The sequence below is a fragment of the Paraglaciecola sp. L3A3 genome, assembly GCF_009796765.1.
Classification (GTDB): Bacteria; Pseudomonadota; Gammaproteobacteria; order Enterobacterales; family Alteromonadaceae; genus Paraglaciecola.
On the sequence record NZ_CP047023.1, the window covers coordinates 4,058,864 to 4,085,724 of the forward strand.

Annotated in this window: 22 protein-coding genes; 11 read left to right on the forward strand and 11 right to left on the reverse strand. The window is 39.4% G+C overall.

The annotated features are described in order from the left end of the window. Positions 1-90: 90 nt before the first annotated feature. The 9 genes from GQR87_RS16890 (at position 91) to GQR87_RS16930 (ending at position 11,400) form a co-directional block, all read left to right on the forward strand. Positions 91-933 (forward strand): hypothetical protein, encoded by an 843-nt coding sequence (locus tag GQR87_RS16890; RefSeq protein WP_158971352.1) that lies wholly within the window; start codon positions 91-93, stop codon positions 931-933. A gap of 292 nt (positions 934-1,225) precedes the next feature. Continuing rightward, the gene (locus GQR87_RS16895; protein ID WP_158971354.1) at positions 1,226-2,290 is read left to right on the forward strand and encodes an efflux RND transporter periplasmic adaptor subunit; all 1,065 of its coding nucleotides are present in this window, start codon (positions 1,226-1,228) and stop codon (positions 2,288-2,290) included. 9 nt (positions 2,291-2,299) lie between these two features. Continuing rightward, the gene (locus GQR87_RS16900) at positions 2,300-5,419 is read left to right on the forward strand and encodes an efflux RND transporter permease subunit (protein ID WP_158971356.1); all 3,120 of its coding nucleotides are present in this window, start codon (positions 2,300-2,302) and stop codon (positions 5,417-5,419) included. A gap of 218 nt (positions 5,420-5,637) precedes the next feature. Next, complete coding sequence (locus GQR87_RS16905) at positions 5,638-6,651, forward strand: rhodanese-related sulfurtransferase (RefSeq protein WP_158971358.1); 1,014 nt, start codon at positions 5,638-5,640, stop codon at positions 6,649-6,651. Positions 6,652-6,742: 91 nt separating this feature from the next. Continuing rightward, the gene (locus tag GQR87_RS16910) at positions 6,743-6,988 is read left to right on the forward strand and encodes an EF-hand domain-containing protein (protein ID WP_158971360.1); all 246 of its coding nucleotides are present in this window, start codon (positions 6,743-6,745) and stop codon (positions 6,986-6,988) included. Positions 6,989-7,121: 133 nt separating this feature from the next. Continuing rightward, a complete protein-coding gene (gene yghU, locus GQR87_RS16915) occupies positions 7,122-7,982 on the forward strand; it encodes a glutathione-dependent disulfide-bond oxidoreductase (protein WP_158971362.1) in 861 nt (286 codons plus the stop codon). Between the two features lie 304 nt (positions 7,983-8,286). Beyond that, entirely contained in the window at positions 8,287-9,096 is an 810-nt protein-coding gene (locus GQR87_RS16920; RefSeq protein ID WP_158971364.1) for a formate/nitrite transporter family protein, read from the forward strand. Positions 9,097-9,193: 97 nt separating this feature from the next. After that, positions 9,194-9,637 carry a cyanase gene (gene cynS / locus GQR87_RS16925; RefSeq protein ID WP_158971366.1) on the forward strand — a complete coding sequence of 148 codons (444 nt, stop codon included), beginning with the start codon at positions 9,194-9,196 and terminating at the stop codon, positions 9,635-9,637. A gap of 32 nt (positions 9,638-9,669) precedes the next feature. Then, entirely contained in the window at positions 9,670-11,400 is a 1,731-nt protein-coding gene (locus tag GQR87_RS16930; protein ID WP_158971368.1) for a bifunctional protein-serine/threonine kinase/phosphatase, read from the forward strand. A 12-nt stretch (positions 11,401-11,412) separates the two neighbouring features. Here GQR87_RS16930 and argJ read toward each other — a convergent pair whose 3' ends face one another. Further along, a complete protein-coding gene (gene argJ / locus GQR87_RS16935) occupies positions 11,413-12,657 on the reverse strand; it encodes a bifunctional glutamate N-acetyltransferase/amino-acid acetyltransferase ArgJ (RefSeq protein WP_158971370.1) in 1,245 nt (414 codons plus the stop codon). Positions 12,658-12,878: 221 nt separating this feature from the next. Here argJ and GQR87_RS16940 point away from each other — a divergent pair, with 221 nt between their 5' ends. Beyond that, complete coding sequence (locus tag GQR87_RS16940) at positions 12,879-13,682, forward strand: ABC transporter substrate-binding protein (protein WP_158971372.1); 804 nt, start codon at positions 12,879-12,881, stop codon at positions 13,680-13,682. A gap of 183 nt (positions 13,683-13,865) precedes the next feature. On the opposite strand, the gene mazG is transcribed toward GQR87_RS16940, so the two are convergent. The 8 genes from mazG to dsbC form a co-directional block, all read right to left on the reverse strand. Then, the gene (mazG, locus tag GQR87_RS16945; RefSeq protein ID WP_158971374.1) at positions 13,866-14,666 is read right to left on the reverse strand and encodes a nucleoside triphosphate pyrophosphohydrolase; all 801 of its coding nucleotides are present in this window, start codon (positions 14,664-14,666) and stop codon (positions 13,866-13,868) included. Continuing rightward, entirely contained in the window at positions 14,666-16,840 is a 2,175-nt protein-coding gene (gene relA, locus GQR87_RS16950) for a GTP diphosphokinase (protein ID WP_158971376.1), read from the reverse strand. Before relA ends, mazG begins: the two co-directional genes overlap by 1 nt. A gap of 222 nt (positions 16,841-17,062) precedes the next feature. Then, a complete protein-coding gene (gene acpS, locus GQR87_RS16955; RefSeq protein WP_158971378.1) occupies positions 17,063-17,458 on the reverse strand; it encodes a holo-ACP synthase in 396 nt (131 codons plus the stop codon). Further along, the gene (gene pdxJ, locus GQR87_RS16960; RefSeq protein WP_158971380.1) at positions 17,458-18,189 is read right to left on the reverse strand and encodes a pyridoxine 5'-phosphate synthase; all 732 of its coding nucleotides are present in this window, start codon (positions 18,187-18,189) and stop codon (positions 17,458-17,460) included. Before pdxJ ends, acpS begins: the two co-directional genes overlap by 1 nt. Positions 18,190-18,206: 17 nt before the next feature. After that, a complete protein-coding gene (gene recO, locus GQR87_RS16965) occupies positions 18,207-18,932 on the reverse strand; it encodes a DNA repair protein RecO (RefSeq protein ID WP_158971382.1) in 726 nt (241 codons plus the stop codon). 33 nt (positions 18,933-18,965) lie between these two features. Further along, positions 18,966-19,247: a hypothetical protein gene (locus GQR87_RS16970; protein WP_158971384.1), complete on the reverse strand. Its 282-nt coding sequence runs from the start codon at positions 19,245-19,247 to the stop codon at positions 18,966-18,968. Between the two features lie 81 nt (positions 19,248-19,328). Then, complete coding sequence (recJ, locus tag GQR87_RS16975; protein ID WP_199271761.1) at positions 19,329-21,047, reverse strand: single-stranded-DNA-specific exonuclease RecJ; 1,719 nt, start codon at positions 21,045-21,047, stop codon at positions 19,329-19,331. Positions 21,048-21,116: 69 nt separating this feature from the next. Continuing rightward, the gene (gene dsbC, locus GQR87_RS16980) at positions 21,117-21,866 is read right to left on the reverse strand and encodes a bifunctional protein-disulfide isomerase/oxidoreductase DsbC (RefSeq protein WP_158973067.1); all 750 of its coding nucleotides are present in this window, start codon (positions 21,864-21,866) and stop codon (positions 21,117-21,119) included. Between the two features lie 304 nt (positions 21,867-22,170). On the opposite strand from dsbC, the gene GQR87_RS16985 reads away from it, so the two are divergent. Further along, positions 22,171-23,133 carry an FAD:protein FMN transferase gene (locus GQR87_RS16985; protein WP_158971387.1) on the forward strand — a complete coding sequence of 321 codons (963 nt, stop codon included), beginning with the start codon at positions 22,171-22,173 and terminating at the stop codon, positions 23,131-23,133. Between the two features lie 295 nt (positions 23,134-23,428). Here the strand turns inward: GQR87_RS16985 and GQR87_RS16990 are convergent, their stop codons facing one another. Together GQR87_RS16990 and GQR87_RS16995 are read right to left on the reverse strand one after the other, a co-directional pair. Beyond that, entirely contained in the window at positions 23,429-24,427 is a 999-nt protein-coding gene (locus GQR87_RS16990; RefSeq protein WP_158971389.1) for an acyltransferase, read from the reverse strand. 797 nt (positions 24,428-25,224) lie between these two features. Next, positions 25,225-26,853 (reverse strand): general secretion pathway protein GspF, encoded by a 1,629-nt coding sequence (locus tag GQR87_RS16995; RefSeq protein WP_233267302.1) that lies wholly within the window; start codon positions 26,851-26,853, stop codon positions 25,225-25,227. Positions 26,854-26,861: the final 8 nt, after the last annotated feature.

Sequence of the window (26,861 nt, forward strand, 5' to 3'; positions counted from 1 at the left end):
AGTCTTTCACCAATACTTAGCTTGCTATTCACTAGCCTGGGCATAAATGCAGCACAACTTTTATTCGAAATAGAAAAAAAAGATCAACAAATGTACTTTTCTTATCAGTGGCAAGACAATCAGCAACAGATACGAGACCTAAAATTTTCCTTGCCACTTAAGCAGGTCAATACTAAACATCATAAAAGATTTATTAGCGAATTAGCTGATCAGTATGTGTATATTGAATTACACAAAGCAGCCAGAACAATAGATCCCAGAGAAGCCAGCGTTAAAATTCAGCGGCAGGGCAAAGACATACAAATTAGTGTTAATAGCCGTTCAGCTAAATTACTGCAGAAATGGCAAACTGCTATGTATCAAAGTAAAGAACGCGCTTTTGAGCAATACTTAAAAGACAACTATCTCAGCCACTTTCGTACTCATTTAGGGCAAAAAGTAGTTAAACCTGATCACCTACGTTATATAGCCGAAAACACCAAGGTTTTATTACCTGTAGCTCAAGCTTTATATCAAAAAATACCGGAAAATAGTGAAACTCGTTTGTACGTAAATTTATTATTAAGTTGGGTACAAAGTATTCCATATAGCGCGCTAGAAGATAGAAAAACGTCAAATGGTGCAGGATATCTGCCCCCCCCTCTAATACTGTCGAATAATCAAGGTGACTGTGACAGTAAGTCAGCGTTAACGGCCAGTTTAATACGTTCTCTATTGCCTGATGCCAAACTGATCATGCTGTATTTACCGAATCACGCACTATTAGGCATTAGCCTGCCCTTCAGAACCACTGAACGTACATTAAATATAGAAGGCATAGAATATTTATTAATGGAACCTACAGGTCCGGCGAATATGAATTTAGGCGAAATAGCCGACTCAAGTAATAGAGCGATTAGTGGCAACATGCACAGTTATGAAATAATACCGTGAAATTGCACCATTTTTGATTTAGGTATTCACTTATTATTCAGTTATTTACAAAAATCCCTTAGAGAAAAATTACCTTTGACCTAATAAAACCGCCGTTATACCGCAAATCATAACCCTAGACAGGGTATCTAGGTTTAAACTACTAAAGTTATGTAGCAGATTTACTACACATTTATATACAAAAGAATAAAGGCGTAATTATTGCTTTACGATAGAATAGTTTATCTACGACTTTAGTCTTAAACCAATACATCCTAATTTTATATATTTTAACTATTAAAAAGGTTTCTTCATGTCCAAAGGAAAAATACTTTCACCCATCCTTCTCGCATTGATTTTGATGAGTGGTTTACTAGTTTATTTATACCTACCAAGTGACGAGCAACAACAAGAAAAAAGGTCAACGACTACTCCAGTAAGAACTTACACTGTGGTAGAACAAAAATTTCCTGTCACTGTAGAAGCTTTGGGCACAGCTAACGCCAATGAATCTATCACTATCACTGCACAAAAATCAGCCATAGTGCAAAGCATTCATTTTGATGATGGGGATTTTGTCAAGAAAGGGCAATTATTGTTAAAGCTGAATGATAGAGAAGAAAAGGCTAGATTAAACGAATTAGACATCAACCTACAAGAAGCCAAACGTCAATTAAAACGTATCGATAATTTAGCTCAATTAAGTGTTGCATCAAAACAACTTTTAGATGAACAAGAAGCAAAAGTTAAAGCATTAAAAGCCCAACTTGAAGTGGCAAAAACCTTACTCGACGAACTTGAACTAAGAGCACCTTTTAGCGGTCTGTTAGGTGTGCGTAAAGTCAGTGTGGGCGCATTAGTAGAGCCGGGAGATCTAATCGTCACTTTAGATGATATGAGCATAATAAAAGTGGATTTCACCATTGCCGAGTCTCATCTGCCCAGTGTGCATAATGGTCAACACATTGCCGCAACATCTGTCGCTTATCCGGGTGCAGCTTTTACTGGAAAAATATCTAATATTGCTTCTCGGGTGGATCCTATTACTCGTGCTATTCAAATCCGCGCGCTTGTAGACAACAAAGATTTGCAATTACGTCCTGGCATGTTGTTACAGCTAAACTTACAAAAAGAAATTTTAAACACGCTAGTACTTCCCGAGACTGCGCTAGTACCAATTGAAGATAAACAGTTCGTGTTTTTAATTGAGGACAACAAAGCAATCCAAAGAGAAGTTATAGTCGGTTTACGCAAACCAGGCATTGCACAAATTATTTCCGGCCTAAATGAGAATGACCAAATAGTAGTCGAAGGCGCATTACGCTTAAAAGATGGTTCAGAGGTTAACGTATTACCCTCAGCAACTGAAAAAGATTAAGGGGGTAGTATGTTGTTATCTGACATTTCCATAAAACGTCCGGTCTTTGCTTCAGTCGTCAATTTATTGTTAGTTGTGTTTGGTATTGTAGCCGTGACTATGCTTTCATTACGCGAATATCCTGACATTGATCCACCAATAGTCTCAATTAGTACCACCTACACTGGTGCTTCATCATCTATAGTCGAAACACGTATTACTCAATTATTAGAAGATCGCATAAGTGGCATTGAAGGCATTAAAAATATTACCTCCACCAGCAGTAATGGCCGCTCATCTATTAGTATAGAGTTCAATTTATCTCGTGATATAGACGCCGCTTCAAATGATGTCCGTGAACGAGTAAGCCGAGCCTTAAATAACTTACCCGATCAGGCTGAACCTCCAGAGGTTTCAAAATCAAGCTCTGACGAAGATGTCATAATTTGGTACAACTTACGTAGTGACAGCATGAGTGTCATGGAGCTAACAGACTATGCAGATCGATTTATTGTTGATCGACTCTCCGTTGCTGAAGGTGTGGCTCGAGTTCGCTTAGGTGGAGGCAGAAGTTATGCAATGAAGGTCTGGCTTGACCGAAACGCCATGGCCGCCAGAGACATTACAGTGAATGATATAGAACAAGTCATACGCAGTGAAAACGTCGAATTACCCGCAGGGGAAGTAGAATCTTTACAACGAGATTTTGAAGTGCGTGTTGCCCGCAGTTATCTAACGCCCGCAGACTTTGCCAAGCTAGCCATTAAAATGGGCGATGATGGCTACCTAGTAAGATTAGGTGACGTGGCCACAGTAGAGCTTGGTGCTGAGGATGATAAAACCGAGTTCAGAGGTGATGGCGTCAACATGATTGGTTTAGGTATTATTAAACAATCTAAAGCCAATACATTAGAAGTTGCACGTGCCGCTAGAGCAGCCATCACACAAATAGAAAAATCCTTACCAGACAATATATTTATTGTGCCTAGTTATGATTCATCACAATTTATCGAAGCTTCTATTGACGAAGTGTATAACACCTTAGCCATCGCCATGTTAATGGTGGTATTAGTGATTTACATTTTCTTGGGTAATATCCGGGCCACTATCATCCCTGCCATTACCGTTCCTGTTTCTTTGGTCGCAGCCTTTACCGTTATGTATGCCTTAGGTTTTTCGATTAATTTATTAACTCTATTAGCTATGGTTTTAGCAATAGGTTTAGTAGTAGATGACGCCATAGTCGTATTAGAAAACATCTCAAGACGTATCGAAATGGGTGAACCTAAATTATTAGCCGCTTATCGAGGCACTAGAGAAGTAGGCTTTGCGGTTATTGCCACTACATTGGTGTTGATAGCAGTGTTTATGCCTTTAGTCTTTTTACAAGGCAACATAGGTCGTTTATTCACTGAGTTTGCGCTAGCCATTGCCGCAGCTGTAGCCTTCTCCAGTGTAACCGCTTTAACCCTGACACCTATGCTTAGTTCTAAATTACTGAAAAAGAACGAACGAAATTCTGGTTTTAGTCGATGGATGGACAAGTCATTCAAAAAATTTGAAGCTGGATATTTCAAAATATTGGGTAAAACCATCCATCAACCTATTTTAATGTCCCTGTTAATCATAGTCAGTATTGTCGCTTTAGTGCGATTAGCAGAAGTCATTCCCAGCGAGTTTGTACCTAAAGAAGACAGACGGAACTTCTTTATCATGGTGCAGTCTGCTGAAGGTACCAGTTTTAGTGAAAATAGCCGACATTTAAAAACAGTAGAAGAAATGTTATTGCCTTATTTGAAAACTAATGAGGTGAGTCGGGTGTTAGTCAGAACGCCAGGTTTTGGTGGTAGTTCCGGCATTGCTGTAGTTGGCACACCAATTAATGACGATGGTTTGTCTGATCGTCGCTCATCATTTGAATTAATGGACGAAATTACGCAGAAGCTTTCTGTGATTCCTGATATTCGCGCTTTTGCAGTTATGCGCAGCGGAATTGGCGGACGAGGAGTGGGTCGCCCAGTACAATTTGTATTGCAAGGAGACACTTATGAGGATTTAGTGCAATGGCGCGATAAATTGTTATCTGTAGCACAAACTAATACCAACCTAATACGTTTAGACTCTGACTACAAAGAAACTTGGCCCCAGCTGTTAGTCGATATAGATACTGAACGTGCTGCAGATTTAGGTGTATCTGTTAGTGATATTGGCCGTACACTTGAAACCATGTTAGGCCAGCGCAAGGTATCGACATTTCTAGACAGAGGGCAAGAATACGACGTGATTTTAGAAGGATTTAGAGCTGACTATCGAAGCCCACAAAGCATAGATAATTTGTATGTGCGATCGCAAAGTACTGGCAAACTGATCCCCATGGCTAACTTGCTGACAATAAAAGAACGAGCCACATCATCAAAACTAAATCGCTATAACCGTATGCGCAGTATTACTATCAGTGCCAGCTTAGCTGAAGGTTACACAGTCGGCCAAGCATTAGAGTATTTACGTAATCTAGTAAAAACCGAGTTACCCGATGGAGTATCCATTGACTACAAGGGTGAGTCTCAGTTATATCAAGAAGCGGGTAACTCAGTCATATTTATTTTCTTGATGGCATTAGCTATTGTTTACTTAATACTAGCCGCTCAATTTGAAAGTTGGGTGCATCCTTGGGTCATAATGCTCACAGTACCATTGGCTTTAGTAGGCGCTTTTATTGGTCTCTACTTCGCGGGTATGACCCTCAACATCTACAGTCAAATAGGCCTAGTGATGTTGATTGGTCTTGCCGCCAAAAATGGTATTTTAATAGTCGAATTTGCCAATCAGTTACGAGACGCAGGCACTGAATTTGAATTAGCTTTGAAAAAAGCGGCTATGTTACGTTTGCGCCCTATTGTGATGACAGGATTTACCACTGTATTTAGCTCACTTCCTTTGGTGTTAGCCACAGGTCCGGGCTCTGAAAGTCGCACAGTTATTGGCATGGTGATTTTTGCCGGGGTACTAGTTTCGGCTATATTAACCCTGTTTATTATCCCCACAGCCTATTATTGGTTAGCCCGAAACACAGGTTCACCTCAAGCGATTAGTCAAAAGTTAGAAAAATTAGAAAAAGACATTCCCTACCAAAAAGGTGACGACTTCTAATTTTCTTATCATAAAAGAGCGGCCTAGTAATCTGCGCCGCTTTTTTATTTCTTCGCGCTTTGTATATCTTGACACTGTTTGTCTCTGCTACATGCTGACCTATTCTGCTTTTCCTTCTATCTCGCATCTAAAATATTGACGCTAAACAGCATTATTTGTTATATTCGCGACCCTTTTTTTGCTCTGGGATTACGCCCCAATTTCGCAAGGTAGTTATTATGTCTGAATACTCAAAACCGTCTAAATATGTTGTTTGTGCTTTATATAAATTTGTTTCTCTAGAAAACTTCCAAGAACTTCGCCAACCTTTACTGCAATTCATGGAGTCAAATAACATTAAAGGCACTTTACTGTTAGCCAGTGAAGGAATTAACGGCACGGTATCTGGAACTCGAGAAACTATAGATGCTTTACTGGCATGGTTAAACGCAGATGAACGTCTTAACCCTATTTCTACCAAAGAATCTTTAGATGAGACTCAACCGTTTCATCGCACTAAAGTAAAACTAAAAAAAGAAATCGTGACCTTAGGTGTAGAAGGTATAGATCCTCTTAAAACCGTAGGCACTTACGTCAAACCTAAAGATTGGAATGCCTTAATATCTGATCCAGAAGTGTTGTTAATCGATACTCGTAATGATTACGAGATCGAAATAGGCACTTTTCAAAATGCCGTGAACCCCAAAACAGATTCTTTTCGAGAATTTCCTCAGTATGTAAAAGATAATCTAGACCCCAACAAACATAAAAAAGTCGCTATGTTTTGTACCGGTGGTATTCGCTGTGAAAAATCGACCGCTTATATGAAAGAGCAAGGTTTTGATGAAGTATTTCATCTTGAAGGGGGCATTTTACAATATTTAGAAGATGTGCCTAAAGACGACACTATGTGGCAAGGTGATTGTTTTGTTTTTGATAACCGAGTGGCAGTTAATCATGATTTAGAAAAAAGTGATTATGACCAATGTTATGCCTGTCGATTACCTATCACCGAACAAGACAAACAAAGTGATGTGTTTGAACCTGGAGTGAGCTGCCCTAAATGTCATGGTACTCATAGTGAAGAACAAATTAAGCGTTTTCGCGAAAGAGAAAAACAAGTTAATTTAGCCAAAGATCGCAACGAAGAACATCTAGGTCTTGAAGCACGTAAAGCGATAAAATTAAGACGTCAAGAAAAAGGGGCGGCTCGTCGAGCACAGCGTACGGCAATGGGAAAGTCTAACGGGTAAAAAACCAGCCAACCACTTTATACAATATCAATGGACACCCACTCATAAGAAGGGGTAGACTTAAGCTATTGAAACAAAAGTTGAAAAAACTATGACTGATAAAATATTAACAGCAGAACAAGTTGCCGAAGCTCGTAATGAGTTTGATTTTTTTGATGCAGATGGAAGTGGCCAAATAGGTTTAACTGAATTTATAGAGCTGCTGACTGTGTTGTCTCCAAAAACTAAAGCCAGTCATGTGGAAGAAGGATTTGGACTAATCGATAAGAACCATGACGGCTCAATTGATTTTGAGGAATTTTTGTCTTGGTGGAAAGATTCTTGGTGGGAATATTAGCCCAATCACGTTAATACATTGATTTATAAATGAAAGCCCAAATAGCATTATTTGGGCTTTTTTAATTTTACGTGAAAGTTTATGCAGGAATAAACGTACTCCATATATACCAATTAACTAGAGAATAAATATTATGGCAGACACTAGATATACACCGGATAAGGTCTGGTCTTGGGATGAAGCAAGCGGCGGCAAGTTTGCCACTATCAACCGGCCAATCTCTGGTTCCACTCATGAAAAAGTGTTACCACAAGGACAACACCCATTCCAACTTTATTCATTGGCCACACCTAATGGCGTAAAAGTCACAGTGATGTTAGAAGAGCTATTAGCCTTAGGTATTAAAGAAGCAGAATACGATGCGTTCCTAATTAATATAGGTGAAGGCGATCAGTTCTCGTCGGGGTTTGTTAACGTTAATCCAAACTCGAAAATTCCAGCCTTAATTGATAAATCCGGTGATAAAGAGGTTAATGTATTTGAATCGGCTTCAATTTTACTGCACTTGGCAGAAAAGTTTTCTCAGTTTTTACCAATAGCAGGTCCTGCCCGCACTGAAACATTTAATTGGTTATTTTGGGCACAAGGTTCTGCGCCATTTTTAGGGGGTGGATTTGGTCATTTTTATGCTTATGCACCTGAAAAATATGAATATCCTATCAACCGCTACACAATGGAAGTAAAGCGTCAATTAGACGTATTGGATAAACAGTTAAGTAAAAATACATACGTGGCAGGCGAAGAATACAGTATCGCAGATATGGCGGTCTGGCCTTGGTACGGAGTATTAGTTCGCGGTGGATTATACGAAGCAGCAGAATTTTTACAGGTTAATGATTTTAAAAATGTTGTGCGCTGGGCCAACCAAATAGCAGAAAGACCCGCAGTCAAACGTGGGATTATGGTTAATCGTGCTTGGGGCGAATTATCTGAGCAACTACATGAGCGTCATACTGCTGATGATTTTGATAACAAAACTGCAGATAAAAAATAACGTTAGTCATTCTATTATCCCAAATCGCTGCGCACTGAATTAGTGCGCGGTTTCTGTTATTTAGCCCAAAACAAGAGCGTATCTAAAACAGTAGACCTGCATAAGGCAATAAAAACAACAACTTAAATTCTGGTTCACTTTTTGCTTCAAGTATATTGAGTCAAGGTCAATGATGATCTAAAAGAAAAGATTCAACGGATAACGGCGTCCATCCACTCACCTGAGCATCAGGTGAGTGGATGGACGCTTTTTTTTGGCTAAAAAATCACACATTAAACTAGAAACACAGCGAGAGGGCTAAAATATGTCTTACTTAGAACCATCTGAATTTGCTACCAAAATGGTAGATGCCGGTGAACAGAAAATTTTCATGTCTACCAAAGATACTTTAATTAGAGCATTTATGGCTGGAGCCATACTTGCGTTGGCGGCATTTTTTGCCATCACAGTTATTATCAAAACAGGGAGTCCAATACTTGGGGCTGTACTTTTCCCGGTTGGCTTTATCATGCTTTATTTAATGAAGTTTGATCTATTAACAGGGGTATTTACCTTAGTGCCTTTGGCTGTGATCGATAAAAGACCTGGTTGTACTGTACAAGGTATGCTTCGAAACTGGGGATTAGTATTTTGCGGTAACTTTGCTGGAGCATTAACTACCGCATTTTTTGCTTCTTTCATCCTCACTTACGGCTATCAAGTTGATGGAGGAATAATCGCAGAAAAAGTAGCCTCAATTGGTGAATCCCGAACTCTTGGTTATAAAGAGCAAGGTGTGGGTGGTTGGTTTACTATCTTTATCCGTGGCATGTTATGTAACTGGATGGTATCTATGGGTGTGGTTGGTGCGATGATTTCAACTTCGGCAGGAGCTAAAATCGCGGCCATGTGGATGCCTATCATGTTGTTCTTCTTCATGGTATTTGAACACTCAATAGTCAATATGTTCCTTTTCCCGTTCTCTATGATCATGGGTGGTGAATTCGCTGTTTCTGATTATTTAATTTGGAATGAAATTCCAACGGCACTAGGTAACTTATTTGGTGGTTTCTTATTAGTAGGTTTACCAATTTACTACACCCACGTGCGTGAATCTAAAGCACGCAAAGCTTAATCATCCTGTTAGCGTTTTACTGGTTGTAAATTATTCCAGCCAGTAAAACTTTTATTCATCGCCTAAGATATTAATCAATATTGTTGAGGACAAAGTCATGGATCGCAATCAAGTAACTGAACTTATCGTTTTACAAAAACAACTAAAAAACCTAACTTGGCCGGAATTGGCTAAAGCAGTAGGGCAAAGTAAAGAGTGGACGACTGCTGCATTATTAGGCCAAATGACCTTAACAGCAGAGCAAGCTAACACAGTGGGCGAGTTGTTAGAATTACCCGAAGTAGCGGTCGCTCAATTACAAGTAGTACCATATAAGGGGTCATTACCGACGGCTGTACCTACTGATCCGTTAATCTATCGCTTTTACGAATTGATCAGCGTTTACGGCACCACTTTCAAAGCCCTTATTCATGAAGAGTTTGGTGATGGCATTATGAGCGCAATTGATTTCGATATGGATTTAAGCCGAAAAGAAGATCCAAAAGGCGATAGAGTTAAAATCACTATGACAGGTAAATTTTTACCTTACAAAAGTTATTAAGTACTCTATATAAAACGAAGGAATATCACACTATGCCTAATCAGTTAGTCGTCTCAGTTGGACAATATTCTAACAAAGGTCGCAAGTCTGAAAATCAGGATTTCCATGGTGTGATAGTGCCCAGCGAGCCACAATTATCCACTAAGGGAATTGTCATGGCTGTAGCTGATGGTATTAGTAGTAGTAAAGTGAGTCACCTTGCTAGCGAGGCGACGGTTGGCAGTTTATTAAACGATTATTATTGCACCTCAGAAACATGGTCGGTCAACAAATCGGCTATGCAAGTATTAACAGCGAGCAACTCTTGGCTGTTTTCACAAAGTCAAAAGGGTGAACACAGATTCGATAAAAACAAAGGTTATGTTTGTACCCTAAGTGCAATGATTATCAAATCTACGACAGCTCACCTGTTTCACTTAGGTGATAGCCGTATTTATCGTATTCGAAATAACAAGGCTGAACAGCTTACGGAAGATCATCGAGCTTGGATATCCAGTGAGCAAAGTTATCTAAGTCGAGCGATGGGCATTTACCCGCAATTGGAATTAGATCACCAGACAGTTGCAGTGGAAAAAAACGATATATTTGTACTGGCCACTGACGGGGTTTACGAGCATCTTAGCACTGAAAAAATGTGTAATTTCATTGCTGAACATCATAATAATTTAGATCAAGCGGCTAAATTGATGGCCGAATATGCCTATGATAATGGCAGTGCTGATAATTTAACTGCACAAATATTACGGCTAGAATCACTACCTAACCAAGATATTAAAGAACGAGTTCAGCAATTAACTAGTTTACCTTTTCCGCCCATCCTCAATGTACGGGCAGATTTTGATGGTTATAAAATTGTACGTAACTTATATGCCACCAGCCGTAGTCATATCTACTTAGCAGAAGATCTCAGCAGCCCATCTAATCAGCCTATTGTGCTAAAAACGCTGTCTGTGGATTTACAAGAAGATGCCGCGCACTTAGAGCGCTTCTTAATGGAAGAGTGGATAGCGAAAAGGATCAACAGTGCCCATGTGCTGAAACCTTGTGAGCAAACTCATGAGCGACATTATTTATATACCGCATTTGAATTTATTGATGGTCAAACCCTGACACAGTGGATGATTGATAACCCAAAACCCAGTTTACAAAGTGTCCGAGAAATTGTCGGACAAATAGCCAAAGGTCTACAAGCTTTTCACCGTTTAGAGATGTTGCATCAAGACTTACGTCCTGAAAATATCATGATAGATAACTCTGCAGTGGTGAAGATCATCGATTTTGGTTCAACAAAAGTAGCCGGTTTAATGGAAATGACTCAATCTATTGAACATCAAAATATATTAGGAACCGCACAATATTCGGCCCCTGAATATTTCCTCGGTGAAGTTGGTGACTCAAGATCAGACTTATTTTCTCTGGCTGTTATCACCTATCAAATGCTGACGGGTAAATTACCTTACGGCGCTGAAGTAGCCAAAACGCGAACCCAAGCAGCACAAAAAAAATTGCGTTATCAAAGCGCATTGCATGAGGATAGAGAAATTCCAGCTTGGGTAGACGATACCCTGAAAAAAGCATTACAGCCTAACCCCAACAAACGATATCAGGAGTTATCAGAATTTATCTATGACCTTAGTCACCCAAGTAAAAGCTTTTTAACTAAAAACAAACCGCCTTTGATAGAACGAGACCCAATAGTATTTTGGCAAAGTATCAGCGCCATACTTGTGGTGGTGATTATTGCTTTATTAGCCAGATCCTAAGGCGGTTGATTATTAGGTACGGTATTCAGCGTTAATCCGTACATAATCGTAACTGAAATCACAGCTCCAAATCGTAGTATTCTCGCTACCACGATTAAGTTTTACAGTAATATCGATTTCAGCCTGTTGCATGATTTTTTGCCCCGCATCCTCGGTATAACTTTTAGCACGACCACCTTTTTCAGCCACTAAAGTATCAGCAAAATATAATTCTATATTGTCTACGTCTAGGTTAACTAGGGACACACATTCCCGTGAAGCATAACCAATTGCTGCTAACACTCGGCCTAAATTAGGATCAGAAGCAAACATAGCGGTTTTCACTAACGGACTTTTAGCAATAGCAAAACCTACTGCTTTTGCTTCATCATTCGACAGCGCTCCTTCAACATTCACTGTAATAAACTTAGTCGCACCTTCACCATCTCGTACAATGGCTTTTGCTAAGTATTGAGCACTTTCTAATAAAGCCTGAAAAATCACTGTATAACCTTCATCTTCAGGTCCTGTGATTTCTGGATTACCTGCTTTTCCACTGGCAATAATAATAAAAGAGTCGTTAGTAGAAGTGTCACCATCAACCGAAATACAGTTAAAGGACTGATCGGCGATTAGTTTGGTCATTTTATTTAACAGAGCTTGAGATATAGCAGCATCAGTAGCCAAAAAACCCAACATAGTCGCCATGTTGGGGTGGATCATACCCGCCCCTTTAGAGATACCTGTGATTTGCACAGAATGCCCCGCAAACTGACAAGAAGTAGCATAAGCCTTAGGCGCCACATCAGTTGTCATAATTGAGTAAGCAGCAGGTTTCCATGCATCTTCAGTTAAGCGCTCTACGGCTGGCGATATACCTGCCAGTAACTTGTCCATAGGCAAGTGTTCTAAAATCACCCCAGTAGAAAAAGGTAAAATAGCGTTAGTAGGCACATTTAATTGTTTTGCCAAATCGGCACAACTGGTTAATGCATCTTGCATACCCTGCTCACCAGTACCAGCATTCGCATTGCCAGTATTAATCAATAAAGCTTTAATCTGTTTAGATTCGGCCAAATGACGTTTACAAATATGTACAGGTGCGGCACAAAAACGATTCTGAGTGAAAACACCAGAAACTCGACTACCGTCAGCTACTTCGATCACTAACATATCTTTACGGTCAGGCTTTTTAATATGAGCTTCAGCCCAACCTAAACGAACCCCTGCTACAGGTGGCAATACTTGATTTTCTATTGAAGGTAAATTTACTGGCATGGTCTATAAATAAGATAAAAAAAGTTGCAGAGAATATTACTTTGCCCTGCCGTGATATGCAAAAAAAAGCATAAAAGCTTTAGGGCATAGTGAGATAAAAATACAAAAATATACTGTAAACCGCTAAAAACAGTTAAAAGTTAACTTTTATTGTCGACAACAACTGGATTAGTCAATTATTACGTGTCAGCATAGTTCGTTAACAAAATTTAAGGAGCCGCATGCCATTTAATTTAGTCCGTAATATTGCGCTCTTGTTGACCTTATTTGTATCTTCTTGTTTTGCAAAAGAAGTGATTCGTTATGAGGATAATACTAGCCAGATAAAATCCTTTGCCCCTTACTTCATTGGTTTGTTGAAACTAGCAGTAGAACAATCCGCTGAAGAATATGGTGAGGTAGAGTTTGTACCGATCGAAGTACTCATGTCAGACGCTCGTAAGTTTGTTAGTTTAAACAGTAATTTAATCGACGTCAGTTGGACCACGTATACATCAGACCATGAGCAGCAAGCTTTAGCAGTGAAAATTCCCTTATTAAAAGGCATGTTTGGTTATCGAGTATTGTTAATACGTAAAAATGAACAAGCAAAATTCTCTTCTATTAAATCGATTAATCAACTAGCTGAACTAACAGCTCTTCAAGGCAAAGGCTGGTCCGAGGTTCAGTTAATGCGTAATGCGGGTTTGAAAGTAAAAACTATGGATTGGACACCTAAGTTTTATCAACTAGTGAGCAATGGCTCAGTAGATTATTACCCTCGCTCTGTAATGGATATACACAACGAATTAGCTAATGCTAAAGCAGAAAATTTAGCCATTGAGCAGACTTTGTTACTTAAGTTTCGCAATAATGCATATTTCTTTGTCGCCAAAGACAACACTAAGCTTGCGAAAAGACTTGAATACGGACTGATTAAAAGTATCGAAGATGGCAGCTATGAAGAATACTTTATGCAACATGGCAACAATGCCAAAGCATTAAAAATGTTAAATGAATCAAGACATGTATTTGATTTGGATTGATATCAATCCGTATTGATAAGTAGCCACTCAGCGAGAAATTAAATGCACTTAATCAATACAGTATTTGTATTCATTTTTGTCTTTATTGGTATGGCAAGGGCAACAGACTTAGCAGTATAAAAGCAAAACAATTCTCCCATACAATTACACCTGCTTATTCTCCGTTACTGCGTAACTGCGTTTTTAAAGCTTTTTGATTTTTACCCAAGCGGCTTCCATTTCTTCTAAACTTGAATTTTCAACGCTAGAGCCTTGTTTTTCGATTAAGTTTTCAACTTGTCTAAAACGTTTTTCAAACTTAGAGTTCGCCCTAATTAAAGCGGTTTCTGGATTAACTTTGCAATGCCTAGCTAAATTGACCACAGCAAACATTAAATCGCCTATTTCTTCTTCTACCGCTTGTTGGTTTATTTTTGGGGCATTCACTTCAGCTAAGACTTCTGCTATTTCTTCATGAATCTTATCTACCACTGGCGGTAATTCGTTCCAGTCAAAACCTACTTTTGAGCATTTCTGTTGCAACTTATTGGCTCGAGTTAATGGACTTAAACCTTGGGTGACGTTAGCTAAAATACTGCTATCGGCGGCTAAACCTTTAACTTTGCGTTCTTCAGATTTTATTTGCTCCCATTGAGCAGATAAGTCTATGTTTTGTTCTGCCTGACTTTCTGAAAATACATGAGGATGTCTGCGGATTAACTTGTCGTTAATGGCTTGAGCAATATCATCAAATTCAAAATCTCCTTGTTCTTTGCCAAGTTGCGCATAAAACACCACTTGGAACAACAAGTCACCTAGTTCATCTTTGATTTCAGACATATCCCCGTTAAAGATAGCGTCGGCCACCTCGTAGGTTTCTTCAATTGTATGGGGCACAATAGACTCAAAGGTTTGTTCTTTATCCCAAGGGCAGCCGTTTTCTGGATCTCGCAGTTGCTGCATAATTTGCAACAACTTGTCTAATTGACTTTGTTTCTGTGCCACTAAGCATCAACCTTAAATACATCAAGAACATCTTTAACTTGCTGCAAACTATTGATAATTTTAGCTAAACTGCTGGCATCTTTGACTTCTAAATTCAATTCAATTTTGGCACTGTTTTTACCTTTGTCACTCAAGCTATTTACCCCTAACAAGGTCACCTTTTCATTGGCTAAAACAGTGGTTAAATCACGCAACACACCTGCTCTATCTGTACTCAATACTTGCAGTTTAGTTTGAAAAGCCGCTTGCAAGTTTCCAGCCCAATGCACTTCGATTTCACGTTCTGGATGAGTATCTAATAAGTGATTTAATTGCTCACAGTCTTCTCTGTGTACACTTACCCCTCGCCCTTGTGTGATATAGCCTAAAATCGCCTCTCCTGGTAATGGCTGACAACAGCCAGCAATAGAATTCATTAGATTCCCCACACCTTCAACCACTATGCTGTCTTTTTTCAACTTAGCAGACTGAGGTTTTCTAGGACGAATTCTAGGATCTAAATCTAATTCAGGAGGCGGGACTGGCTGGTGCTTTTGTTGTAAAAAGTGCACCACTTGCATAATACGAATATCGCCGCCACCAATTGCCGCATATAAATCATCTAAATTCTGAAAGTTAAAGCGTTCGATTGCTGCATTGGCTTCTTTCGAATCAATATGCAACTTAATCAGTTCACGATCCAAAATATCCTTACCGGCGATGGTGTTTTTATCTTTGTCTTGCTTCTTAAAGTAAGTTTGAATTTTTGCTCGAGCGCGAGATGAATACACATAACCTAAACCTTGGTGCATCCAATCACGGCTTGGGTTAGACCGCTTACCTGTTAAAATTTCAACCTGATCGCCCGTTTGTAATTGGTAAGTAAAGGGGACTATACGGCCACTGACTTTGGCCCCAATACATCTGTGGCCAACATTACTATGAATATAATAGGCAAAATCTAAAGGGGTTGAACCTAAAGGTAAATCAACCACGTCACCATTTGGCGTAAATACGTAAACTCTGTCATCAAACACCTGACTACGTAACTCTTCAACAATATCACCGCTGTCGGCCACTTCTTCCTGCCATTGTAGAATTTTACGTAACCAGTTAATTCTTTCTTCGTAAGCTGTGCGCCCTGAAGTGGTGCCTTCTTTATAGCGCCAATGAGCTGCCACACCTAACTCAGCATCATCATGCATTTGTTTAGTACGAATTTGGATTTCAATGGTTTTGCCTTGTTTTCCTAAAGTCACAGTATGAATTGACTGGTAACCATTGGGCTTAGGCGTGGCAATATAGTCATCAAATTCTTTAGGAATATGTTTCCAATGGGAATGCACAACCCCTAGGGCTGCGTAACAATCTTGTAGTCGGTTTGCGATAATACGCACCGCACGTATGTCATACAATTGATCAAAACTTAAATGCTTTTTCTGCATTTTTTTCCAAATACTATAGATATGTTTTGGCCTACCATACACTTTAGCTTGAATGTTTTGACTGTCTAACACACCTTGTAATTCGCTAACAAAATCTTCTATATACTGTTCACGGTCGGTACGTCTTTCATCTAATAATTTAGCGATTTTTTTATAGGTTTCTGGATGTAAATAACGAAATGAATGGTCTTCTAATTCCCATTTTAATTGGCCTATACCTAACCTATTGGCAAGAGGTGCATAAATAGTGGCACATTCTCTAGCGACTAGGACTCGGGTTTCTTCTTCTTCATTTTTAACTTTTTGTAGGGTGCATATACGCTCAGCCAACTTAAGTACTACAGCTCGAACATCTTCTACCATAGCTAACAACATACGCCTGACATTATCGATTTGTGCTTCGTCGTTTTTCTTCGCACTATTGGCTCTAGTATGCAGTGACTTGATAGCATCCATACGCCTCACACCGACAATTAGTTTTTGAATATCTGTACCAAACTTTTCTTCAATTTCTTGTTCATTTAACTTATGGAATTCACAGTAGGGATACACTAATGCAGCTTGAAGAGTTTCATCATCCATATGTAATTCATGCAGAATTTCCACCATTTCCTGGCCGATGAGCAGAATTTCTGGTGTATCAGACACATCTCGTAGTTTTTGTTTACTACTGTCTGATAAATTCAACCCCGCTAACCATTCGGCAAATGGTGGGCGCTGTTCTTCATGTACTTTACGAATAGAAACCATCTAAACAATCCTATTTTCGATTAGGTTTTTACATTATACCGTTTCAACGTGATGAGTGGTCAATCAGCGAAATTGTTGATATAACTTTGAGAAATAGACTTAGCTATCAGATAACGAGCCAAGATTACTATTCAAGGTTTATGGGCTTGTTAGGCACTAAAATAGCAAACCTGAAATTAAATGCGTCAGACTAGCTCTGAAAATCACCAAAAGGGTGCAGACTCAAGTATTCTTAACTAACTCGTTAATTTCCAATATCACTGTCGCTACTGCATAATTTTGCTCATCAGAAATTGAAATAAAGCTACAGCTGATATTTCTTTGTTTACACAATTCAGCATAATTTCCACTAAATTGTAATACGGGTTGTCCAGAGCTTAAGTTTTGTACTTCAATATCTTGAAAGCTGACACCGCTCGCTATTCCGGTACCTAACGCTTTGACTGCTGCTTCTTTAGCGGCAAATCGTTTAGCTAAAAAACGAGCAGGAAATTTATGCTGGGCATACTGCTGCAATTCAGCTTCAGTCAAGACTCTATTGGCTAAACGTTGAGATTTTTCAAGCTGTTGCTCAAATCTTGCGACCTCAACTATGTCAGTCCCTAGCCCAGCAATCATTAAGCTCGAGCTTCTTGCATTAATTTGCGCATATCGGCCACAGCTTGATGCAAACCATCAAACGCCGCGCGGGCAATAATTGCATGGCCAATATTGAGTTCATACAGCTCAGGAATGGCCGCAATAGGTTTAATATTATGATAATGCAGGCCGTGACCTGCATTAACTTTTAAACCTTGTTTATGGGCGTATTGAATACCTTCAAGCAAAATGGTCAATTCTTTTTCTTGTTGCTGTTCATTTTTCGCTTCAGCATATTGACCAGTGTGGATCTCAATATATGGCGCACCCGCAGCGACTGCGGCGTCAATTTGAGTTTTATCTGCATCAATAAATAATGACACTAGTATACCAGCCGAAGCCAAACGTGCACATGCAGCAGTCATACGAGGAAGGTTACCGGCTACGTCTAAACCACCTTCGGTTGTTAATTCTTGTCTTTTTTCGGGAACTAAACAGCAAAATTCTGGCTGCGTTTGTTCAGCTATAGCCAACATTTCTTCGGTCACGGCCATTTCTAAGTTCATTCGAGTTTGAATAGTGCGTCTTAAAATTTGCACATCACGATCGGTGATATGTCTTCTATCTTCCCGCAGATGTACGGTAATGCCATCTGCTCCTGCACGCTCAGCTATTTCTGCAGCATGAACAGGATCTGGGTATGAAGTCCCGCGAGCATTACGTAGGGTAGCAATATGATCAATATTAACACCCAGCAAAATTTCTTTCATATTTACTATCCTTCTTATTAAACCGTATTTTTTTGTTTAATTTTCCACGTTTGTTGAAATAACTCTCTACTTTTTAAGGGCTTAGGGCCCAACAACTGACTCAAAGCGAGCCTATTTATACTTTTGGCGCAATGTAAACTAGCAGGGTTCCAAATTAATTGGCTCATCTGTAACAAAGCATCTCCAGAGAATCGATTGTTGCCTTTAAATTCAGCCCCAACTCGTTTCACTCCTTGTTCTAAAACCAAACAATATTCACCATCAGGTTCTACCGCTTGCTCATTTTCATAGTCATAATTTAAATCAAAACCGTAACCTAATTCATTTAATAAACTGATTTCAAACTCTCGTAAACAAGGCTCAATTTTGCAACCTGTGTTTAATAACGCAAGGGTTTCTTGATACAAACAATATAATTCAGGATGAGGAACTTCTTTAGGCAACAAACGATTGAGAATTTCGTTGATATACATAGCCGAAAATAAATGATGGCCAGCTAAACGAAACATACTTGCACTCGATTCAAGTTGATTCAAGTTACGCAATTCGTGTTTTCCAGAAATACTGATTAACAAAGGCTGGAACGATTGCAATAAACTTTTTTTATCGCCCTTATTACCACGAACACCTTTCACCACGGCACTTATTTTTCCAAGTTCCGCAGTAAAAAAGTCAGTTAAATAACTGGTTTCTCGATACTCACGTCTATGTAACAAAAAACCATTTAACTGCTGTGGAACCAAAGGATTTACCTGAAAAATAGATTGAGTTGTGAGCTAGCTAACTTTTATGCGTACCACTTTCATTGCTTCAAACTCCATGCCCGCAATTTCTTCGGTCATAGGGTAATAAGTCAAATTCACCCGCGCACCCGTTAGATTTTTGTAGACTTTTCGACGGCGGAATTTGAAAGGTACATCAGTGCCTTCTACCAATAAGGTATTCATAAACCAATCGTCATCTTTGCGTTGAACATGTGATACCACAGTCATCTCTTCAGAGTGAGTGAGGTTATCGTGTTTATCGAGCAATTTTTCTACATCAGATTTTTTTGCCATGGCCACTTTAGAGTTAGCTGAAAAAAACAAGTTTAGCACTTTTCGCTAACTTCATAAATATATAAACTGCGAGTGTAAAAATTAAACTGGGATCAAACCTTCAACCATAAGCTGTAAGTTGGTTCTGCCGCGAAATTCGTTGATATCTAACTTATAAGCCAAATTCACAGTAGAACATCTTGGATTAGGCCAAATATCGGGGTCAATATTAAAAGCAATAGCATCAAACAATAATCCACTTGGGTGTTTAACCATCATTTTTAGATGTTTAACGCCCACTATTTTTTGTTCCATTAGCTGAAAATCACCATCGAACAGTGGCTCAGGAAAACCTTGGCCCCATGGTCCTGCACTTTTTAAGGTTTGCGCAAAAGCCAAAGTAAAATCGGCCGCCTGCAATTCTCCGTCAGAAATCAACTCGCCAGCTAGAGGTTTATCTCGCAAACTTTCTTCCGCAATTTGATTAAAAACTCGTTGAAATGCCTCTAAGTTTTTCAGCGGCAAACTTAAACCAGCCGCCATAGCATGACCACCAAATTTACCTATTACATCAGGATAACGGCTATTCAACTCTTCTAATAAATCACGAATATGTAAACCAGGAATAGAACGAGCCGAACCTTTTAAGGTTTCATCATCTTGATGAGCAAACGCAATAGTCGGTCTGTGATATTTATCTTTGATACGCCCAGCCAAAATACCAATCACCCCTTGGTGATAATCAGCTTGGTATAACACCAAGCCATAAGGTAAATTAGCGGATTCAATGTTTAACGAATCAAGAGCCTTTACAGCTTCTTGTTGCATCGAACTTTCAATTTCTCGTCTTTCTCGATTGAGACTATCGAGCTGCACCGCTATCTGTCTGGCTCTGCCTGAGTCATCAGTCAATAAGCATTCTATCCCCAAAGACATATCATCTAAACGCCCAGCAGCATTAAGTCTTGGCCCCACGACAAAACCTAAATCAGAGGCCACCAGACGACTTTTGTCTTTGCCCGCGACTTCTAAAATAGCTTGGATCCCAGGTCGACATTTATCACTACGGATACGCTGTAATCCTTGATGCACTAAGATACGATTATTTTCATCAAGGGGCACCACATCGGCCACTGTGCCTAAAGAGACTAAATCTAAAAGATCAGCTAAGTTAGGCATCGGAATTTGTTTGTTTACAAACCAAGCATTGGCTTTTAATTTGGCTCTTAAAGCCAGCATTAAATAGAATGCCACTCCAACACCGGCTAAATTTTTCGATAAAAAATCACAACCCGGTTGATTAGGATTCACAATAGCATCAGCGTTAGGCAAAGTTTCAGCGGCTAAATGATGATCGGTAATAATTACTGTCATTCCCAAAGCCTTAGCTTTTTCAACACCAGCAAAACAACTAATTCCATTGTCGACAGTCACTAAAACTTCAGACTGTTGTGACGCGGCCACTTCGACAATTTCAGGGCTTAAACCATAACCAAAATCGAATCGGTTAGGCACCAAAAAATCACAATTATTGGCCCCCATACCACGTAACGCCAAAATACTCAGTGCTGTGCTGGTAGCGCCATCAGCATCAAAGTCGCCCACTATCATTATTTTTTTGTTTTCAGCTATGGCTTGACATAATAATTCAACAGCTTGGTCGATGCCGCTCAACAATTGATAATGCAATAATGCTTGGGCACTACGACTCAATTGTTCGGCGTTTTCTACGCCTCTGTCGGCATATATTTGTCTTAATCTTGGGTGAATTGAATGAGGTAGATGGTCGGCATTTTTGTGGATTCTGCGGCTAATTTGCACAGCTGGCATAAAATCATTCCGTATGCATAGAGTGAAGCCGCTTGGACAAACCCAAGCGGACAATAAAAATTACATGATGGCTTTTAACGCTTCTTCTAATTGCTCTGGTGGTTGGTAACCAGGTATAACAGAACCATCAGGCATCACTATATTTGGCGTGCCATTGACGCCCATACTTTGACCAAATGCATATTGCTCAGCCACTTTTGAATCACAATTTTTAGCTGCCACTTGTGAACCTGCTTTAGCGTCATCCATTGCTTTTTGTGGGTTGGCTGCACACCAAACTGAAACCATGTCGTGATAAGACTGCCCACCTAGACCCGCTCGAGGAAAGGCTAAATAACGCACAGTAATACCTAAATCATTATATTCTGCCATTTGATTATGTAATTTACGACAATATCCACAGGTAATATCGGTAAATACATTCACCACATACTTTTCTTTATCTGCTTTATATTCGATCACATTATCTTTAAAGGTTTCTAATCCAGACAAACGAGCGCCAGATAATGCAGCTTCTGTTTCATTACGCATCCCTTCATCAAGATTAAAAATACGTCCTTGCATGAAGTAACTACCATCTTGGCTCACGTAAAATAAACCCTTCTCAGTCATGACTTGTAATAAACCTTGCACTGGTGATTCTGCAACAGAGCTAACATTTAACTGTAACGAACGTCTAATTTTATCCCCTACTTGAGTATAATCTAGCGCTTGATTATTATTTGCCTTAGCCGTTACTGGAGCACTTGTGCTAGCAACCGCAGCAATAGCTCGGTCAAGTGAAATAACAAAAGTAGCGAGGATCAACATACCGACAACACCTATCGATAAGACTTTTACACTGTTCATAATTTTCCTAAATATAAGTCTAATAAGAATAAGACCTTAAACAGGCCAAATAATTTCATGTTCTAACAATAATTAGACATCAGTTTAACGGAATAGCGAGAGTAAACCAAAGGTTTAAAGTTACAGAAAGTAACAGAAGGTTACAACGATCCTAAGGCTGTTATTTGTTTGCCAATTTTTCATCCCTATCTTACATTTCAAAACCAATCGAAAATTTTGATAACTAAGGTTAAGCTATCACCTAACAATCACCTTAGGCCCATGTATGAAACTGTTTATTATATTTTTTGCCTGTTGTTTTATCACTGCATCAGCGCAAGCCGAATGGCACACAGAAAATGCGACTATTATGGGCACCAATATTCATGTAGAAGTATGGGCAGAACAACCTGAATTAGGTACTCATGCTATTCAAACAGTGTTTACAGAAATGCAGCGCATAAATCAATTAATGAGCCCCTATATCGATAGCAGCGAGTTATCAAAAATTAATCGATTAGCCGCACATCAGCCGGTAAAAATATCACAAGAAATGTTCGATTTATTACAACTTTCAGTGGGCCTGTCAGCTGAAACCCAAGGGGCATTTGATATTACCTTCGCCAGTGTAGGATTTTTGTATCACTATCAAAAAAAGCATAAACCCACTCAACAAGATATAGATAAAGCCTTATCAGCAATCAGTTATAAACATATCCAGTTAGATCCAGCAAATACTAGTGTTTACTTCAATCATACTGATGTAAAAATCGATCTAGGGGGGATTGCCAAAGGTCATGTGGTGGACACCAGCATCGAGTTATTAAAAAATCTAGGGATTCAACATGCGTTAGTCACAGCAGGTGGCGATACCAAATTATTAGGGGATAGGCTTGGCCGACCATGGCATGTAGGTATTCGAGATCCACGCAACAAAGAGCGCCAAGCAGTAACGCTTCCTTTAATCAATACCGCCATTTCCACCAGCGGCGATTACGAACGTTACTTCGAACAAGATGGTGTGCGATATCATCATATCCTCTCACCTAAAACAGGTAAGTCAGCATACCAAGTACAAAGTGTATCGATTATAGGTAAACGCAGCACCTTGAATGACGGCCTATCCACCGCGGTGTTTGTGCTAGGAGTGAAAGACGGTATAGACCTCATCAATCGCACCCCAGGATATGACGCCATCATTATGGATAACCAACGAAAAATGCATTATTCAAAAGATTTGGTGCTTTGAAAAGGCAGAATGAAGCTGAATAGATCAGTAAAATCAAAAGCCAAAGATAAAAGAATATAACCCACAGAGGGCACAGAGGCTTTGCTGCACAGAGGAAAACATGAAAATCAGATAAAGTCAGCGTGGAGCTGAACGAAGCAGCATAAGGCAGAAAAAACAAAACACAATCGACACTGTGCAATTGCAGACATTCAGTTTTTAGTACACAGACGTCACCTTATCGATTCCGTGATGGTTGGATTGCGCTGCACTATCCGAAGTGAAACGCCCTGGGCTCTGGCATCCGGCTACCCGATTATGTAAAAAAACGTCTCATAAACTTAATTTTGCTGAATAATATAGCTATAATTAAAGAAATTAATAAAACAATAAAAGGGTACGTAACCTCCCAAAGTAGATGATCTATTTGAGCATCGATACTTGATAACATAGAAATTAAAGAAAAATGAACAGCATAAACTCCAAGAGTGTAAACACCAAACCCACTTAATTTTGAAGATAGTTTTGGTGAATTAGATAACGCTAAAAGCGAAAAACCAAGCGCAAATATATAAGTACTAAAAACATAATCTGTATTAGTAAAAAAAACGTTGTATTTTTTATATAAAAAATATGATTCCGATATCTGTAAAGAAGCACCAATTAAAAGTAACACTCCTCCAAGTTTAAAAAAATTATCTTTATTTTTAAACTTTGAAATAACTAAGCCCGTTACAAAAAATATTGTACTAAAAAAAGGGCCATTCCTTGTATTAAAGTTAATATCAATCCCTATTGGTGTTTTAGACCAACTACCGGCAATAACACCAAAAATAAATAATAAAAATGAAAATACAGAGAGTAAATAAAAAGAGTGTTTGTGATTTAATCTAATAAATATATTACTTATAGCAATAGAAAGGATTAATGAAACCAGAAACCATAAATGAATCTGAGTTCCTTCTAGAATTGTATTATATGGATTAGTTTGAAATCTAGATATTAAATTTTCAAACAGAATAGACCCATTCCAAGGAATTAAATAAAAAAAACACCAAAAAATGAATAATATCAATAACCTTTTGATTACAAAAACTGATGCTGTATCCAAATTAGTTTTAAGGTATTTAATATGGAAAAAATACCCCGAAATAATAAAAAAGAATGGGACCGCAAATTTAGATAATTGGTTAGAAATAATTTTCAAGTAATAGAAAGTATCATGTGAAGAAGAATCAAAAGGTGTTGTATGTATAATTATCACACTTAAAATAGCAATTAAGCGCATTAAATCTATGCTTTGAATTCGTTGCATAACTTTCCTTTGTACAGTTTATCAGCCTGCTTATCCCGTGCTTAAACACGGGATAAGCAGCGTATTAATTTTCTCTATTTTTAACATACTTTCTAAGTATCTGTATAATTTAATTTTTTGACCGTTCAAAAATTAATTCATGACGAAATATGGGTAAACACCTTGATCTTGCGAATATGCGGAACTAAAAATCAAAAGAATGGATTTCAGCTCAAAAGCCCACCGGAAGGACGACAGTTATGCTGTTTTTGCAACGATAGCAACAACTTTAAGTGTTTATTTTTTTATTTCACTTCAATCTATCTGCTAGTTTCTATCTACTGCTTTTCTCTGTGTGCGAAGCACATGCTTTTGACTTTGTCGGCGTAGCCGATGCTTTTAATTTCCCCGCGACTCCAAGTTCACCGAGCAACGCAGACTAATAGAGGAAAATGACATGGGTGAAAGCTGATTATTTAGGAGCGAAGCTCCGCCAGCTTGAACAGCTCAACATGGATGTTGAGGTTGGGTGCCGATCATCAGGGAAGTGTATATGACTGCTTTGAATTTAGTTCTAACTTCTTTGCGACCTCTATTAGGCAAGTAGCGCAGGTAATAGAACTTGGTCGAAGCGCGGCGTTTTCTGGTTACTCTTTTTTGCTGTTGAAAAAGAGTAACTGGTGCGGCAGGGATGCCGCATCAAAAGCGTCATGGATGACGGTAAGCGAAGCGAATGCTTTGGTGGCGAAGCCATGCCCCGTGCGCGCAGCGCATAAATGACGAAGTCATGCCTTACGGGGCGGGCTTAGTACTAAACCCTAAATCGTGCCATTTACTATAGGTTGAAAGGCAGTGAGGCTATCCATCAAGGTGCTATTACCTAAACCATTGGTAGGAAACAAATTAGCAAATTGACCTTGTTCGCCATGTAGTGCCATATAATTCAAGATAACGGTTTCTACCAGTAAGTTGACGTTATTGGCTGCAGGGGTAGAAGCAGTTTCTACCGAGCCATCACGACGCATATAACCAATTTGCTGTTGCATGGCTTGGAGTTCTGGGGTGCCGCCCATAAGTTCAGGCGTGCCATTCGGGTTGTAAACCATAAAGAATGAAGCAGCGGTAGAGGAGTTATCGCCGGTCCAAACGCCCTTGCCTCGTCCATTCACACTATTGTCAATCATGCCATTACTGGCGACCGAACCATCAGAACATACATACATCATTAAAGGCACACCTAATCGGGCTGCATATTCTAAACAAGCGCCCATACAGCGGCCAGCTCTTAGATCTCGTACTTCACCGGTTGAACGATCACCGGTGTGATAGTCAAATCCGCCCATAGTAATGGTGCCTGCCCCCGCTAAACCATTCATCACTAACTTCATTACTGCAGCGGTTTTTCTGTACTCACCATCACTATCAAATTCTTCTTGGCTAAATATCCCGCCATCCCCGACTATTTCGATATCTTGCACAGGATCGAGAGCACTGGGATCACCAAATCGATCGGCAATGTCTGCACTTTTTACGTAGCCACAGCGCACCAAGTCTTTTAACACTTCGTCTGAGGTCACTTTGGTATTCACTTTATTCAGTTTCATGTCACTGATACGCTGGATAGACTCCATCACTGCCACTGAATCTTGTTGTGATAATAAACCAATTAAATCACCGGTATCGACTAAGCCTGTCACATCTGTTGGCCTATCCACTTTTGTTGGTCGTTTACTAGGGTCAATCATCATGGTGGGTGCCATAGAGTTACCACCAGAATCAGTATTTCTTGAGCCTATTAAAGTTAATAGCGAACCATCAGAGCCTGCTTTATTAATGCCATACATAGGGTTATGGGGATTATTGCCTGTATCGTTTTCAGAACGCGCGGGGATCACTGCACCGTTAATATTGACTCTATTACCCACACTAACTTTTTCTAACATGCCTCGTAAAAAAGCACTATCACTATGAAAAGCTAAACCTAACTCAGAGTTAATAAAATCACTGAGTCCTTTATCAGGATTAGCAATAGACGGCACCATGTCACCGGGTAAGCCTTGGCGGCTATAGCCAGAGGTACTTAAAAAATCCATTTGTCCACCGCGCCCCCCTACCAGCACATTCGACCCCGCAATATTTGCCCCACCGGCTAAATCAAACACAATAAAAGGAATTTTCCCCGCCCCTTGCGTGGCAATACCGCATTGGGCTTTTAGTGCTTCTAGATCGGCAGATAAACTTGCATTAGCAGTATTCGCCGAAAATAAATTCAACGCCGAACCTGCGGTAACTGTAGCCATGCCAGCACAAAATCCTTGAGCGATAAACTCACGTCTACTCACTGGTTTGGCGTGATTTTCATGTAACAAAGGGGCATCAGCATCGCCTGTGGCTTGTTTTGCCGCTTTGGCTAAGTCTTTCAATGATTTTGATGATGGTTTAAACATATTGTCGT